The sequence below is a fragment of the Chitinophaga eiseniae genome (assembly GCF_012641265.1).
GTDB lineage: Bacteria > Bacteroidota > Bacteroidia > Chitinophagales > Chitinophagaceae > Chitinophaga > Chitinophaga eiseniae_A.
In genome coordinates this window covers 741,828-757,480 of the sequence record NZ_JABAHZ010000003.1, presented here as the reverse complement: position 1 = coordinate 757,480, position 15,653 = coordinate 741,828, and the positions used below count along the sequence as shown (strand labels likewise).

11 protein-coding genes are annotated in these 15,653 nt (G+C 46.9%); 7 read left to right on the top strand and 4 right to left on the bottom strand.

Annotated elements, in window-relative coordinates; translation table 11 throughout:
• Nucleotides 1-38 precede the first annotated feature (38 nt).
• On the bottom strand, nucleotides 39-4,838 hold the full coding sequence (locus tag HGH91_RS16840; RefSeq protein ID WP_211092330.1) for a PKD domain-containing protein: 4,800 nt from the start codon (nucleotides 4,836-4,838) through the stop codon (nucleotides 39-41).
• Between the two features lie 203 nt (nucleotides 4,839-5,041).
• Here HGH91_RS16840 and HGH91_RS16835 point away from each other — a divergent pair, with 203 nt between their 5' ends.
• On the top strand, nucleotides 5,042-5,638 hold the full coding sequence (locus HGH91_RS16835) for a methyltransferase domain-containing protein (protein ID WP_168739956.1): 597 nt from the start codon (nucleotides 5,042-5,044) through the stop codon (nucleotides 5,636-5,638).
• A 78-nt stretch (nucleotides 5,639-5,716) separates the two neighbouring features.
• Here the strand turns inward: HGH91_RS16835 and HGH91_RS16830 are convergent, their stop codons facing one another.
• A complete protein-coding gene (locus tag HGH91_RS16830) occupies nucleotides 5,717-7,228 on the bottom strand; it encodes a carboxypeptidase M32 (protein ID WP_168739955.1) in 1,512 nt (503 codons plus the stop codon).
• 59 nt (nucleotides 7,229-7,287) lie between these two features.
• Here HGH91_RS16830 and HGH91_RS16825 point away from each other — a divergent pair, with 59 nt between their 5' ends.
• The 5 genes from HGH91_RS16825 to HGH91_RS16805 all read left to right on the top strand — a co-directional run bounded on the left by HGH91_RS16825 (nucleotide 7,288) and on the right by HGH91_RS16805 (nucleotide 13,577).
• Nucleotides 7,288-8,382 (top strand): Nif3-like dinuclear metal center hexameric protein, encoded by a 1,095-nt coding sequence (locus HGH91_RS16825; protein ID WP_168739954.1) that lies wholly within the window; start codon nucleotides 7,288-7,290, stop codon nucleotides 8,380-8,382.
• 3 nt (nucleotides 8,383-8,385) lie between these two features.
• Entirely contained in the window at nucleotides 8,386-9,138 is a 753-nt protein-coding gene (locus HGH91_RS16820) for a zinc ribbon domain-containing protein (RefSeq protein ID WP_168739953.1), read from the top strand.
• A gap of 278 nt (nucleotides 9,139-9,416) precedes the next feature.
• Nucleotides 9,417-10,904 carry a tetratricopeptide repeat protein gene (locus HGH91_RS16815; RefSeq protein ID WP_168739952.1) on the top strand — a complete coding sequence of 496 codons (1,488 nt, stop codon included), beginning with the start codon at nucleotides 9,417-9,419 and terminating at the stop codon, nucleotides 10,902-10,904.
• Nucleotides 10,905-10,936: 32 nt separating this feature from the next.
• Nucleotides 10,937-12,595, top strand: a complete 1,659-nt coding sequence (gene recN / locus HGH91_RS16810; RefSeq protein ID WP_168739951.1) for a DNA repair protein RecN — start codon at nucleotides 10,937-10,939, stop codon at nucleotides 12,593-12,595.
• 169 nt (nucleotides 12,596-12,764) lie between these two features.
• Complete coding sequence (locus HGH91_RS16805) at nucleotides 12,765-13,577, top strand: enoyl-ACP reductase (RefSeq protein WP_168739950.1); 813 nt, start codon at nucleotides 12,765-12,767, stop codon at nucleotides 13,575-13,577.
• 190 nt (nucleotides 13,578-13,767) lie between these two features.
• Here HGH91_RS16805 and HGH91_RS16800 read toward each other — a convergent pair whose 3' ends face one another.
• Entirely contained in the window at nucleotides 13,768-13,989 is a 222-nt protein-coding gene (locus HGH91_RS16800; protein ID WP_012794455.1) for a DUF2795 domain-containing protein, read from the bottom strand.
• Between the two features lie 100 nt (nucleotides 13,990-14,089).
• Between HGH91_RS16800 and HGH91_RS16795 the strand changes: the two genes are divergently transcribed.
• A complete protein-coding gene (locus tag HGH91_RS16795) occupies nucleotides 14,090-14,749 on the top strand; it encodes an ABC transporter ATP-binding protein (protein WP_145664872.1) in 660 nt (219 codons plus the stop codon).
• Here the strand turns inward: HGH91_RS16795 and HGH91_RS16790 are convergent.
• Nucleotides 14,746-15,648: a histone deacetylase gene (locus HGH91_RS16790; RefSeq protein ID WP_168739949.1), complete on the bottom strand. Its 903-nt coding sequence runs from the start codon at nucleotides 15,646-15,648 to the stop codon at nucleotides 14,746-14,748. The genes HGH91_RS16795 and HGH91_RS16790 overlap by 4 nt on opposite strands.
• Nucleotides 15,649-15,653 lie beyond the last annotated feature (5 nt).

The following is a 15,653-nucleotide window of genomic DNA, read 5'->3' as shown; positions in this document are numbered from 1 at the left end:
CGGTAGTGTTCGGTTGCCAATATATCCGAAAATCCGGTTTACCGGATGAGGGTAATATTGCCCTTCAACAGGTTTACTGCACCTTTATCGCATATTACTTCCACGTAGTAAACAAATACATCAGGACTGAGCGGCGTTCCGTTGAAACGTCCGTCCCATCCGGCTGCGGGGTCATTGGTATTGGCATTGAGTCGTTCAAATACCAATTGTCCCCAACGGTTAAATACCCGGAAACGCCGGATGGTTTGCATGCCTTTTCCACGTACATAAAAAACATCATTCTGACCATCACCATTAGGAGAAAAGGAATTGGGAATGAATACATTGCCTTCATCGCATACCAGTTTAATCGCCACTTCATCTGTACTTACGCACCCAAAGCGGTTGGTTACTTTCACATGATAAGTAATATCGTCGGTAGGCGTAGCTGTTGGCGCCAGGCAGTTATAGCAATTGAGGCCCTGGATAGGAGTCCATTCTACCTGGGTAATATCATCGCTACCGGTAACAGGCAACGGAATCACGGAGCCGGTGGCGGTAACGATATCCGGGCCGGCATTTACTTTCGGCGCGGTGCGAACGTATACCCTGGCCAGTACCGTATCGGTGAAACAGGTGCTGTTGTTATATCCTACTACCTGGTAGGTAATATTGCCGTCCGGACTTGCCATCGGGTTGGCGATATCGGCGCGGTTAAGTCCGCGCGCTGGAATCCATTGATAGCGCAAGGCGCCGCCAGCCAGCATTTGCACGGTTTCTCCCTCACACATCTCTGCATCCAGCGCGTAGATGCGAAACGGTTGCGTTACACTCACCGGTATTTCGGCTTTATTCGTACAACCGTATTCGTTAGTCGCCAATACATGGTATACTGTATCTATATCCGGCTTTACCGTAGGAGATACACTGGCCGGGTCCGAGATATTATAGTTAGTCCACACTACCTTAACATTGGCAGTGGTATTGGCTTGCAGCTGCAAGGCGGCGCCACGGCAAATGGAGGCAACATCCGGCGACGGGTTCAATGCCGGCGAAGGATTAACTACCATACTGGCGGTAGCAGTAGCCGGACAGGAACCATCGGCGTTGGTAATGGTTAATGTAACAGGTGTAGTGCCAGCTGCACTCAATGTAATTGCTGGTGGTACGGGCTGATCGTATGTTTGATTGGCGCCTACCTGCCATAGCCATTTGGTGCCTGGCACATTTTTACTATCGCTACCAGATAACTGTATTTTACCGGAAACGCACAAAGGTGCAATAGGGGCGATGACCGGCACGGCCTGCGGCGGAATCACTACCGGCAATGTTTTATCGTCTTTGCAGCCATAGGCGCTCGTTACCCGCAGCGTTACATTGGTAGTACCCGGCTGTGGATAATTGAAGGTGCCATTTAAGGTGCCGGTGTTGTTATTGGGATCGCCGGGTACGCCGAAATCCCACGCATTGCTAAAGTCCAGCGCCAGTGAATCTTTGGTAAGGGTTTTACTTTTATTGGTAAAAGTAACCTTGCCGCCACCGCACACTTTAAAATCATCCGTGGTAAAATCAGCGGTTGCTTTATCTACAATAATTTTATCATTCCCATCTGCTTTTACCACACAACCCTGGTCATCCTGCAGTGATACCCTGGGATAATAAATACCCGGTTTTGTATAGGTGTGAGCGGGAGAAACAGGTGTTTTTGACGTTAATACGGTACCATCGTCAAAGTCCCACATATAGCTGTCCGTTTTTACCGAGGTGGCGCTGATGCTGATATCTAACGGTACACAACCCTGGGTAGGCGTAGTTTTCATGGTGCCATCAGGGCCTTTTATGGTAATAGGTAAAGTAGCAGAGCTGGCACATCCTCCTTCGGAATAAACAGTAAGCACCACGTTGTATGTTTTGGCACGGGCGTAAATATGCACATCCGGATCATTTTTCGTAGAAGTGCCGTTATCTCCAAAATCCCAGTTGGCATTTTTATAACCGGTGGAAGTATTGGTAAACAATACTTTCACTGGTGGACATAAGTCGAGGTTATCGGGGATTTTAAAAGACGCCTTTGGATCAGGAACCGTAATAAAGTTAGGTTTGGTGATTTGGTCTGTACATCCGCCTCCGGTAGTTACTTTAAGTGTTACCGGGTACGTGCCGGGAGCGCTGTATATTTTGCTGGGATTGCTGCCGCTACCTGTGGTATTGTCACCAAAATCCCAGGCATACTGTTGTATGTTGCCTTGCGACTGGTCAACAAAAGTAAAAGCTTTATCCAGGCAGGCGATGTTGGTGGGGACCATGAAATCGGCCTTTACTTTTTCAAACGCGATCACTTTCTGCGCTTTCACCACACAACTGAATTTATCCGTTGCGGTGAGTATCACCGTATAATCGTTGGCGTTAGTATAAGTATGTTTAATACCTACCGGCTGAGTGGTATAGGTTTCTTTGGCGCTCTGGTCTCCAAAGTCCCATTGCCAGCTCAGTATCTGGTTGCCGGCATTGGCAGTGGATTTATCGGTGAAGGTGAAAATCTCGTCCTTACATTTTTTACCCACATAGTCAAAGTCGGGATCTGATCCGTTGACGTCGATGCTAACCGGGGCCGACGTCCTGGTACAGCTGTTTTTATCAGTAATAGTCAGTTGAATGGTAAACGTACCTGTTTTGTTATATGGATGCGTTACCGGTTGGCTGGGATCAAAACTAAACGCCGGAATGGTTTGGGGGGCAGTGCCGTCGCCCCAGTCCCAGCTGTATTCATTGATATTGTCATTATTGATCGGGCCCAGGGTCATGCTGATATTTTCGCCCCGGCAGATGCGCGGTTTGTTGGGCGTGATGACTGGATGTTCATCAATGATATTGACCGACTGGGTGGTAGTTGAAGTACAGATGCCGTTGTCGATGGTGAGTTTTACCTGTTTGATACCGGTGGTCTTGTAGGTGAAGTCTGGGCTTTGATCGGTAGACGTAGCGCCATTTTCGCCAAATTCCCAGAGCCATGTTTTTACGGCAGTAGGAATAGGACCAAAGGTAGAATTGTCTGTAAACTTGCGATGATAGGGGTTTACGCAATCCGGTGCAGTATTAAAACGGGCTATAGGCGGAATGATCTGTATGTAGTCTTTTTTCATTAACTGCACGCGGCAACCGTAGTTATTCACTTCTAGTATGATATCATGGCTCCCGATTTCACTGAAGCGGTGGTTGGGATTTTCATCGGTGCTGGTGCTTTGGTCCTGTACGAAGGTCCAGTTCCAGGATGTACCGCGGGGGGTGGAGAGATTGGTAAACTGTATAGGGTCTTTTGCACACGATTTCAGCGGGGTAGCTACAAAGTCTACTACTGGCTTTTGACCGGCGCTGATGACGGTTTGGCCGCTGGCGGTACAACCGCCCGCTGTTTTAATAGTTAAGGTCACAAAGAAGATACCTTCTTTCGTAAAAATATGATGAGGTTTGGCATCCGTAGAAGTCGAACCATCTCCGAAATTCCATTGATAGCTGGTGATAGGATCGGGAAGGTCAATTTCTGCATAGAAGTCTACCGGCAGGGGAATACATCCTTCTGCGGCGCTGCGGTATACACTGAGATTAGGTTTTACAATGCTGATATAATTGCGTTTACTCACGGTATTGCTACATCCCAGGGTATTGGTAGCGGTCAGGCTAATGGAATAGGTACCCTCTTTCGTATAAGTATGCGATGGATTTTCCAATGTAGCACTGGTGCCGTCTCCAAAATTCCAGTTCCAGGAAGTAGCGTTGGAAGAGGTAGCGTTAAACTGGGTGGTAAAGGGCGTATTACAGGCACTGACAGGCGTTGCTACCGGGTCGATCTGTGGTATGGGATTTACGTGGATGGTCTGCTGTACTTCTTCCATACAGGCGCCCAGGGAGGCCTGCATTTTAACGAGGTAATCGCCGGGTGTAGAAAATTGTTTTGCCGCATCCGTAGTAGTTTGCGTAGTGCCATCTGGAAATGCCCAGGTAACCTTGTCTGGTACCGGCTGGGTAGTATTTTTAAAATTGACTGCTTGCCCGGCACATGCCAGTGAAGCCGTGAAAGACGGTTTCACCTGTTCTATAACGATATAGTCGGTTTTGATCAGCGGGGCTGCGCAGCCGGCATTGGTAGTGGCGGTAAGCTTTACGGTGTACCTGCCTGGTTTCGTATAAATATGTTGGTTAGCAGTTCCCGTACTGCCGTCGCCGTAGTCCCAGGCATAGGTAACCGGATCGGGCGAGTTATTAACTGTTGTATTGAAAAAGTTGACGGTCAACGGGGCGGTACAGCTTTGTGTTTTGTCGGCCGTAAAGGAGGGTGCAGGGGCGCTCTGTACTTTTACTGCTACTGGCCCGCCTGCGCTGGAACACCCTTTGGAGTTGGTCACTACGCTCACTACGTTGTAAGTGGCCGGTTGCGTAAAGGTATGTGTAACGTTGGCCCCATTACCGCCACCACCATCTCCAAAATCCCAGGTAATATCGGTGATGGTACCATCTCCGGGTGTGGACTGGTCTTTGAAAGCGGCCATAAATGGGGCACATCCGCTGAGGTTTACGGTAGTGAAATTCACCACCGGCTTATTATATACCTGGATATCTACCTGCCTGGTGATGATGTTGGCGCCATAGGTGGCCATCATTTTCACATGGTAAACTCCCGGGTTCTGAAAAGTTTTGGAAGGGGTCAGTTCATTGGTAACATTGGCGCCCAGGCCGAAATCCCATTCAATATGTTGATAACCAGGATCCAGTGTGGCAGAAAAGTTAACCAGGAACGGGGGGCAGCCGGCTGTTTTATCTGCGCTGATGGAAACAGATTGTGCATGGACGGCAACAGCCATGATAAATATGGGGAGCAGACAAAGGGCAATGTGTCTGGTGACAATCCGCAGATGACGATGTAGGCTTTTCATGGCATAGGTTGGCATTAAGGCCGGTTCATAGGTATATTTATAAAGTATAAAAATAGTAATAATGTTTGGAAAACCTTGGGTTTTATGTATGTTGTTGAATGGCCGTAACTTAGCATAAAAGAAAATTGAATATGGATAGTCAGTACTGGAATGACAGGTATATCAGTGGCACTACGGGGTGGGATATGGGAGAAGTATCGCCACCGTTGAAGGCGTATATCGACCAGGTACATAACCGGGATATTCGTATACTCATTCCCGGTGGAGGCAACAGTTATGAAGCCGCCTACCTGGCAGGGCAGGCATTCAGTGATGTAACGGTATTGGATATTGCCCCGGTGTTGATAGAAAAACTGCGTACAACGTTTAACCGTACCCGGGTAAAGGTGCTGGAGGAGGATTTTTTTGCACATACCGGTACCTATGACCTGGTATTGGAGCAAACTTTCTTTTGTGCCATAGACCCGTCCCGCCGGTTGGACTATGTAAGGCATATGCATTCGCTGATCCGTCCCGGAGGGCACCTGGTGGGTGTATTGTTTGACCGTAGTTTCCCACAGGAAGGACCGCCATATGGAGGATCAGCTGCGGAATACGAGGAATTGTTTGCACCTGTTTTCGATATTAAGGTATTACAGGCCTGTTATAATTCTCATCCTGCCCGGCAGGGATCCGAAGTGTTTATTAATTTTATGCCGAAACTGAAGAAAATGTTCGGCGACTACTAGTATATCTTACCGATAACCGATAAAAAAGGGGAGAGATCATATGCATCTCTCCCCTTTTTTTATATAAATATTATATCATCAAAACTGATAGATACCGCTGTATTTCTTTTGGGCATAGGCCAGGAAATCGCCGAATGCCAGTGGTTTTCCGGTTACCTTTTTACACAATTCGTTAGAAGTATAGAACCTGCCGAAAGGATGAATATTAGTACGCAACCAATCAAGTAAGGGCTGATAGTTACCAGTGGCTATGCTGTTATCCAGTCCGGGTACCTGTTGTTGTGCAGCAGTAAAGAATTGTGCGGCATAAAAGCTGCCCAGGGAATAGGTAGGGAAATAGCCAAAGCTGCCGTGCGACCAGTGGATATCCTGCAATACTCCCTGTGCATCATCGGGTACTGTTACGTGCAGGTATCGGCGGTAGTATTCATTCCAGGTATGTTTCAGGTCTTTCACTGGTATGCTACCGTCTATCAATCCTTTTTCAATTTCATACCGGATCATAATATGGAAGTGATAGGTCAGTTCATCGGCTTCCGTACGGATCAGGGATGGCTGTACTTTGTTGATAGCACGGTAAAACGCCTCCAGCGTAATGTTGCCGAGGTTTTCCGGGAATAGTTGCTGTAAACGGGGGTAATGATACTGCCAGAAAATAAGGCTGCGTCCTACGTTGTTTTCCCAAAGGCGTGATTGCGATTCGTGGATGCCCAGGCTGGTGGCTTCACCGCAGGGGAGCCCGTATTGTTCGGTGGGGAGTCCCTGTTCATACAGGGCATGTCCGCCTTCATGGATACAGCTCCAGGTCATGTTACCGAAGTCGTTTTCATCGATGCGGGTGGTAACTCTTACATCATGCGGGTTGAAGCTGGTGGTAAACGGATGTTCGGAAATATCCTGTCTGCCTGCCTGCATATCATATCCCATATTTTCCAGCAGGGAGATACCGAATTGCCACTGTGTGTCGCGCTGGTAGTGACTATGGAGGAAATCTTTATGGATGGCAGGTTGCTGCTCTATTTGTGCCAGCAGGGGAGATAAGGCTGTTTTTACTTCTTCGAAGATGGTATCGATCATCGCTGTGTTTGCACCTTTTTCGTATTCGTTGAGAAGTGCATTGTATGGGTGGTGCTCATATCCGAGGAGGTCGGCCTCCTGCTTTTTAAGGGCAATCATTTTAGAAAGTGCCGGGGCAAAGAGATTGTAATCATTGGCTTTGCGGGCTTTTATCCAGGCATGATAGCTTTCGTTGGTAACCTTAGACATTTCGGCTACAAAGGCGGGCGGATATTTTTTATTTTTCTCAAAATCTTCCGTGGAGAGCAGGATATTTTTTTGTGCCACGGCGTCGAGCGATGACTGGCCTTTGAGGGCTTGCAGCACCGCGTCAAGTTCGGGGGAGGTAAACAATTCGTGTGCGATGGTGCTGAGGGTGGTAATTTGCTGGCCACGGAATCCGGCGCCTTTTTCCGGGAGATAAGTTTCCTGGTCCCAGCCCAGGACAGCCAGGGCATTTCTGACATCTGCAATTTTTTGCAACTTTATTTTGTAATCGGCATATAGTTCTGCTGTAGATTTGCTTCCAGGCATAAAGTATAATTTTTGCAAATTTAGTTGATGCCGGCTATGAACCATTAAATTTTGTGGATATGAAAATAAAAGAACTCATACAAGTCATTGAGCAGTTTGCTCCTTTGCAGTACCAGGAGAGCTATGATAATGCGGGGCTTATTTTGGGGAATGCAGACCGGGAGGTCACCAATGCATTACTGACGTTGGATGCCACAGAAGAGGTGATAGACGAAGCTATTGCCAACGGGTGTAACCTGGTGATAGCCCACCACCCGATTGTTTTTGGAGGGCTTAAGAAGATTAATGGGAAAAATTATGTCGAGCGGGTGGCCATCAAGGCGATTAAGCATGATATCGCAGTATATGCTGCTCATACCAACCTGGATAATGTGCGGAATGGTGTATGTATGCAGATGGCAGACCGGCTGAGGCTGGAACATTGCCGGGTAATACAGCCCAAACGGGGACTGCTGAAGAAGTTATTCACATTTGTACCATCGGCAGATGTGGAGGCAGTGAGGAACGCTTTATTTGCTGCGGGTGCCGGGCATATTGGTAATTACAGCGAGTGCAGCTTTAACGGTATGGGGCAGGGCACATTTTTGGGGGGCGAAGGGACTTATCCCTATGTAGGTATCCCGGGAAAAAGACATTTTGAGGCAGAAATAAAGTTGGAAGTAATTTTTCCGGTATATTTGGAAGGCAAAATTTTGCAGGCCCTGCAGGCAAGTCACCCTTATGAAGAGGTGGCCCATGATGTGGTAAGCCTGGATAATGCTTACCAGGAGGTAGGTTCGGGGTTAATAGGAGAGTTGTCAGAGGCGATGGAAGAGATGCAATTTTTGCAATATGTGAAGCAGCAGTTCAAGGCAGGTTGTGTGAAATATACCCCTTTGCGGGGCAAATCCGTAAGAAAGGTAGCTTTATGTGGAGGAGCGGGAAGTTTCCTGTTGAAGCAGGCGATTGCGGCGGGGGCAGATGCCTACATATCATCAGATTTTAAATATCACGAATTTTTTGATGCTGAAAATCAATTAATTATAGCAGATATCGGACATTTTGAGAGCGAGCAGTTTACAGTGGAATTATTTTATCATATATTGACCGAAAAATTCCGTAATTTTGCGCCTCTTAAATCTACGATTAAAACAAACCCGGTAAATTATTTATAATACATGGCAACCGTAAAAGAATACTCCGTTGAAGAAAAATTAGCGTCTGTACTCAGATTACAGAAGATTGATTCCAAACTGGATGGAATCCAGGTGCTGAAAGGGGAGTTGCCGATGGAGGTAAAGGACCTGGAAGACGAAATCGAAGGATTGAACACCCGTCAGTCTCACATCGAGAACGAGGTAAAAGGTATCCAGGACTTCGTGGCCAGCAAGAAGAACGCCATCAAAGAGGCTGAAGCGTTGATCAAGAAGTATGAGAAGCAGCAGGATAATGTGAAGAATAACCGTGAGTTTGAAGCCATCACCAAGGAAATGGAGATGCAGGCGCTGGAAATCAAGCTGGCTGAAAAGCATATCAAGGATGCGAATGAAGAAGTAAAAGACAAGAGTCGCGTTCTTGAAATGGCTAAGAAAGCAGTAGCTGATAAAGAAGCTAACCTGAAGCACAAGAAAGGCGAACTGGAAAAGATCATTGCTGAAACTGATAAAGAAGAGAGAGCTTACCGTAAAGACAGCGAAGACGCGAAATCAAAGGTAGACCCACGTTTACTGCAGGCTTACGAAAAAATCCGTAAGAACTACCGTAACGGTCTGGCGGTGGTAACCGTAGAACGCGATTCATGCGGTGGTTGCTTCAACGCTATTCCTCCTCAACGTCAGGCAGAAATCCGTCAGCACAAGAAAATTATCGTTTGTGAACACTGCGGCCGTATCCTGGTAGACAACGACCTGGAAGCTACCGTAACGATCTAACCGGTAACACTTGTCATAAGAAATTAAAAGGGCATCCATGGATGCCCTTTTTTCGTATAGCCCTCTCCGTAAAAAATATACTAATTTATTTAGTTTTGTTTTACTAATTATATTAGCTTTGTAATCACTGCGGTTGCGCAGGTACCTTGCGTAGTAGTTCTTTTATTTTGTGGCAGGGAATTGGATGAAGCAATGCAACTTTAAAAAAATGAATTGTTTATTTGGGATTTGAGAGATGATATGTGAGATTTGGCCTTTAATTCCGGAATTTTCCCCATATGCGTATTATTTTTTCTTTGTTGTTACTGTTGGGTGTAGGGTTGAATGTAAGTGCCAGGCAGAAAGTATATGATTTTAATACCCGTTGCGAACAGGCGTATGATGCGATTATGCAATTACGCATAAGTACGGGAAGAGCTTTGCTGGAAGCGGAAAAAAAAGAGCACCCGGACAACCTGGCGCCTTATTTCCTGGAAAATTACGCAGACTTCTTTCCCCTTTTCTTTAATGAAGATGCAGGGGAATATGCGAAGAAAAGAAGTTTAAGGTCGTTCCGGCTCAATAAGCTGTCGGAAGGCCCTTCAGACTCTCCTTATTTTTTGTATACACAGGCGGCCGTAAAGTTTCAGTGGGCCATGATCAAGATAAAGTTCGATGAAAAGTGGGATGCTACCTGGGAAATCCGGAAAGCATATATGATGCTGAAAGAGAATCAACGGCTTTTCCCCGACTTTGTCCCCAACAACCTGTTGATGGGCGCCATGCAAACGGTATTTGGCACTATCCCGGAAGGATACCGGTGGATCACCAATATCCTTGGCCTGAAAGGCAGCATGAAGGAAGGCATGGCCAATGTAAATAAGTTCATTGAAAGCAATAGCCCGGAAGCAAAAATGTTCAGGGAGGAATCCTACTACTATTATTGCTACCTGACACTCTTTATTGTGAATAAACCGGAAGATACCTGGGATTTCCTGCAACGTAAACAACTGGATACCAAAAATAATTACCTGTTTGCGTTAATGGTGGCTAACCTGGCGCTTAACAACCAGAAAGCTGCCATGGGGATTAAAGTATTACAGGAGAGAAATGACACGCCGGAGTATGAAGATATCCAGTACTACAATTATGTAATGGGATTGTTGAAATTAACCAGGCTGGATCCCGATGCACATGTTTACCTGGAGCGGTTTGTTAATAACTTCAAGGGTAAGTTTTATGTGAAGGAGTGTTTACAGCGACTCAGCTGGTATTATTACCTGGAAGGCAACCAGGCAGCAGCGGATAAGTACCGGGCTATGATCCTGACGAAAGGAGGTGTGGAAACCGATGCAGATAAACAGGCGCTGAAAGAAGCCAAAGCAGGTAAATGGCCGAATCCGTTCCTGCTGAGGGTACGGCTGTTGAGCGATGGCGGATATTTCAGCAAAGCGTTAGGAATGTTGCTGACAAAGAAAGCAGCCGATTTTCCTGCCATGGAAGATAAACTGGAATATGCCTACCGGTTGGGAAGGATATACGATGAGAGTGGACAGGACGACCAGGCCATTGCCATGTATGATGTAACCGTGAAAGTGGGCGCTAACCGGCCGGAATATTATGCGGCCAGGGCCTCCCTACAGATGGGTTACATTTATGAAAAAAGAAATGAAAAAGCCAAAGCACTGGAATGTTATCAGCGTTGCCTGAGCATGAAAGGGCATGATTATAAAAATTCCCTTGACCAGCGGGCCAAAGCAGGCATTCAGCGGGTGAACGGAACCTGAGCTTTCAACATCATAAAGGAATTTCCTTACTTATGTTACAGCGATTAACCATTACGAACTACGCCATTATCGATCACCTGGAAGTAGACTTTTCAGGAAACCTGAATGTGATCACCGGGGAAACCGGTGCTGGTAAATCAATATTACTGGGCGCACTCTCCCTCATCCTGGGCGAGCGGGCCGACCCCGGAGTATTGTTTGATAAAACCGGGAAATGCATTATCGAAGGCTTCTTTAAAGTAAAGAAATCCCAGGTGGCCGCCTTCTTCCAGGAACATGAACTGGACCTGGAAGACCAGTTGATCATAAGAAGAGAGATTAGTGCTACCGGTAAGTCTAGAGCTTTTGTAAATGATACCCCCGTTAATATCTCCCAATTATCGGAACTGAGCAGCTACCTGGTAGACCTGCACCAGCAATTTGATACCCTGGCGCTGGGTAACGCCGATTTCCAACAGGAAGTGATTGATGCCCTGGTGAATAAACCGGCAGAAATGCAGCAATATCACCAGGTGTTTGTGCAGTACGTACAGGTACAAAAGAAATACAAGCAGCTGTTTGACAGCCGCGATAGCGCCAATAAAGAACTCGACTATAATCGCTTCCTGCTGGAAGAGTTAACAGATGCGGGTTTCAGCACACATGAAATAGAAGACCTGGAGTCAGAGTTGCAAACGCTGAGCCATGCAGAAGAAATAAAGAATACGCTGAACCGGGTATATTTTCAGCTGAAGGAAGATGAACAGCCTATCCTGCAACAATTGAAACAGCTGCAGTCTTCCTTACAGGGATTGGCTGCTTTTCATAAAGAGATGCCAGCCATTGCTGAGCGCTTGTTGTCGTCCTACCTGGAACTGCAGGATATTGCAGGCGAGGTAGAGCAAATCAACGACCAGGTGCAATACGACGCACAACGTATTGAGCTGGTAAATGAAAGAATGGCATTGGGATATCGCCTGTTTAAAAAGCATGCTGTACAAACCACCGATGAGTTGCTGGCTATCAAAGCCGAGCTGACGGTAAAAGTGGATAATGTATTAAATCTCGATGAACAACTGGCTAGCCTGGAGCAGGAGCAAACCCGTTTAAAGGAGCAACTCCTGCAGCTCGCAGGTGTGATCAGTGCCTATCGCCAGGAACAGGCCAGTCCGTTTGAAAAACAGGTGAATGTGTTGCTGGCACAGGTAGGTATGCCTAATGCCCGGTTGAAAGTGGATATGGTGGCCGGCGAATTGAATCCATATGGACAGGACACCATCGACTTTTTATTTGATGCCAATAAGAGTAACCAGTTTGCGCCGGTAGGGAAAGTAGCTTCCGGTGGTGAGTTAAGCCGCCTGATGTTGTGCATTAAATCATTGGTAGCGCAATCTGTTTCCTTACCTACGCTTATTTTTGATGAAATAGACACCGGTATTTCGGGAGAAGCTGCCCGCCAGGTAGGTATCATTTTGAAAGACCTGGCCAAATCGCACCAGATTATCTGTATCACCCATCAGCCGCAAATAGCTGGAAAGGCAGATGCTCATTACTTTGTATACAAGGAAGCCAAAGCGGAGAAAGTAACTACCAGCGTGCGCTTATTATCGAAAGAGGAGCGGGTGAACAAGATTGCCCAGATGCTGAGTGGGGAAAAGCCTACAGCAGCGGCCCTGGAGAATGCGCGGGAGATGCTGGCGATTCCCTCTTAAGGTATAATAGCAAAAAAGCCGTTGCTGGCTTTGAAGGCATATTTAGCTGTTAACCACTGGTAATGCGGCTTTAGCGGGTAGGCGCCCGGCTAAAACCGTTTCACCGGGAGTTAACAGCTTTTTTTTTCAACTATAACGACTATTTTTGCCGAAATTAATTTTTGACCAAATGGCTCATAACTTATTAAAAGGGAAAAAAGGTATCATCTTCGGCGCACTGGATGAAAAGTCTATTGCATGGAGAACTGCCCTGCGTTGCGTGGAAGAAGGCGCTGAAATTGTGCTTACCAATGCCCCTATTGCCCTGCGTATGGGAGAGATCAACAAACTGGCCGAAACCTGCAAAGCACCTGTTATTCCGGCTGATGTTACCAACATGGATGATCTGACCAACCTGTTCAACAAATCTATGGAGCACTTTGGTGGTAAAGTGGACTTTATCCTCCACTCTGTAGCCATGGGTATGAATATCCGTAAAGGCAGAAGCTATACCGACCTGGATTACGACTTTAATCACAAAACATTTGATATCTCTGCGATGTCATTGCACCGCGTACTGCAAACAGCCTACAAACTGGATGCATTGAACGAATGGGCCTCTGTAATTGCATTGTCTTATATCGCTGCACAGCGGGTATTCCCTGACTATGGCGAAATGGCGGATGCTAAAGCGTTGCTGGAATCTATTGCCCGCAGCTTTGGCTACCACTATGGTACACATAAAAAAGTACGTGTTAACACTATTTCACAATCTCCTGTAAAAACAACCGCAGGTGCTGGTGTAAAAGGTTTTGACGGCTTTATCGCCTATGCGGAAAATATGAGCCCGCTGGGTAATGCTACCGCCGATGAATGCGCTAATTACGCAGTAGCCATGTTCTCCGACCTTACCCGGATGGTGACCATGCAGAACCTGTTCCACGACGGTGGTTTCTCTTTCACTGGTGTTTCCAAGCCGGTGATTGATCAAATGGAAAAATAAGCGTAAAGCTAAAAGCAAAAAGCTATTGTGGGGAATGATCTTAGCGAGTATTTAAAATTCGCTCTAATCATTCCCCACAATAGCTTTTTGCTTTTAGCCTTCTGCTATAAGAAAAAGCCGCACCCTGTCCGGGAGCGGCTTAAAAATTATGTGTCATAGTGTGAACGGGAGTCGCTATCAGCAGCGCTGGTTAATATTCATCTTCGTTAAAGAAGAAGTCGTCTTGCGACGGATAATCAGACCAGATATCTTCAATCCCCTCGTAAATTTCTCCCTCATCCTCCAGCTCCTGGAGGTTCTCGATTACTTCGATCGGTGCACCGGAACGAATGGCGTAGTCGATAAGTTCGTCTTTAGTAGCTGGCCATGGAGCGTCCTCCAGGTATGAAGCTAATTCTAAGGTCCAGTACATCGTATTAAAATTTTTACTTTTTAATTTTTCGCAAAAGTATTATTTAATTTGAAATAAACAACTTTTACTATTTTATCGGTTAATTACTTTTCTTTGGGTTATGCTAACCGCTCGCAATGTTACCAAAAATTATTCCAATTTACCCATATTAAAGGGGGTAGATATTACTGTCAGTAAAGGAGAGATTGTTACCATAGTAGGGTCTTCCGGAGCCGGTAAAAGTACCCTTTTGCATATACTGGGAACCCTGGATACACCCACTGGTGGTGAGGTGTGGCTGAATAATGTCAATCTGACCGGTTTGAAGGGAAACGCCCTGGCTGATTTCAGGAACCGTCATATTGGCTTTATTTTCCAGTTCCATCACCTGTTGCCCGAGTTTACCGCCCTGGAGAATGTATGTATCCCTGCTTATATTGCCGGTACCCGTAAACAGGATGTCAGGAAAAGAGCGGAGTTCCTCCTGGAAACACTGGGATTGAAAGACCGGCTTGATCACAAGCCCAACGCCCTCTCAGGAGGAGAACAGCAAAGAGTAGCCGTCGCGCGGGCCCTGATTAATAACCCCGATGTGGTGATGGCCGATGAACCTACCGGTAACCTCGACTCCCGCAACGCCCGCGAATTACATAACCTGTTCCTGGAACTCCGGGATAAGCTGCAGCAAACTTTCATTATCGTTACCCACAATGAAGAACTGGCGCCGTTGAGCGACCGGCAGCTGGTGATGAAAGACGGCAAAATTATTTCCGGTGATTAATACCCGTAAATGCTGATACCTGCCTTGAAGGTATTACAGTGTGCATTCACAATGTCCTTTATATGCGTGGAATAGCCGCCGCCCATGGCTACGGCGCAGGGGATATCATGCTTTTTCAGCGCATGGAATACCATCTCATCCCGCTCGCGGCAACCCTGCGGCGTTACTTTCAGTTTCCCGAACTTATCAGTATCCAGTATATCCACGCCCGATAGGTAAAAAACAATATCGGGTTTTACCCGATTAATGAGCCGGGGTAATGCCGGTTCCAGCAGTTGCAGGTAAGTAGCTGTGTCCATGCCATCGGCCAACGGGATGTCCCAGTCGGATGTTTCTTTATGAAAAGGATAGTTATGCGCTCCATGCATACTAAACGTGTATACTTGAGGGGTATCCGCAAATATGGCTGCGGTGCCGTTGCCCTGGTGTACGTCCAGGTCCAGTACCAGCGCTTGTTTGATGTGCTGCCGGTGCAACAGGTAGTTGGCGGCTATGGCAAAATCGTTCAATAAACAGAACCCTTCCCCATGATCGGCAAATGCGTGATGAGTGCCACCGGCTACGTTGAAGCCGATGCCATGATCCAGGGCATGAAGGGCTATATCGATCGTACCCCGGGCAATAACGATTTCCCGGTAAGTAAGGGCAGGGGATTGCGGAAAACCTATTTTCCGCTGCTCTCTGGGCGTCAGTGTCTGGCCTTCCAGCTTCTGCCAGTAGTTGGCCGTGTGGGTGAGCAGGATCACCTCCTCAGTAGCCGGTTGCGGCTCAAATAGTTGTTCATGGGTAATAACGCCCTCCCGGAGCAGTTGCGCAGGTATGAGCTCGTATTTGAGCATCGGAAAGCGATGATCGGCCGGTAAGGGATGTGTATAGCTATCGTGATAAGCAATTTTCATGAGGA

What these genes read in the sequence shown, in the direction of transcription:
- HGH91_RS16800 (WP_012794455.1), bottom strand. Translation starts at nt 13,989, where the DNA reads ATGTACTGGACCTTAGAATTAGCTTCATACCTGGAGGACGCTCCATGG.
- HGH91_RS16815 (WP_168739952.1), top strand. Translation starts at nt 9,417, where the DNA reads ATGCGTATTATTTTTTCTTTGTTGTTACTGTTGGGTGTAGGGTTGAAT.
- HGH91_RS16790 (WP_168739949.1), bottom strand. Translation starts at nt 15,648, where the DNA reads ATGAAAATTGCTTATCACGATAGCTATACACATCCCTTACCGGCCGAT.
- HGH91_RS16825 (WP_168739954.1), top strand. Translation starts at nt 7,288, where the DNA reads ATGAAAATAAAAGAACTCATACAAGTCATTGAGCAGTTTGCTCCTTTG.
- HGH91_RS16820 (WP_168739953.1), top strand. Translation starts at nt 8,386, where the DNA reads ATGGCAACCGTAAAAGAATACTCCGTTGAAGAAAAATTAGCGTCTGTA.
- HGH91_RS16830 (WP_168739955.1), bottom strand. Translation starts at nt 7,228, where the DNA reads ATGCCTGGAAGCAAATCTACAGCAGAACTATATGCCGATTACAAAATA.
- HGH91_RS16805 (WP_168739950.1), top strand. Translation starts at nt 12,765, where the DNA reads ATGGCTCATAACTTATTAAAAGGGAAAAAAGGTATCATCTTCGGCGCA.
- HGH91_RS16840 (WP_211092330.1), bottom strand. Translation starts at nt 4,838, where the DNA reads ATGGCTGTTGCCGTCCATGCACAATCTGTTTCCATCAGCGCAGATAAA.
- HGH91_RS16795 (WP_145664872.1), top strand. Translation starts at nt 14,090, where the DNA reads ATGCTAACCGCTCGCAATGTTACCAAAAATTATTCCAATTTACCCATA.
- recN (WP_168739951.1), top strand. Translation starts at nt 10,937, where the DNA reads ATGTTACAGCGATTAACCATTACGAACTACGCCATTATCGATCACCTG.
- HGH91_RS16835 (WP_168739956.1), top strand. Translation starts at nt 5,042, where the DNA reads ATGGATAGTCAGTACTGGAATGACAGGTATATCAGTGGCACTACGGGG.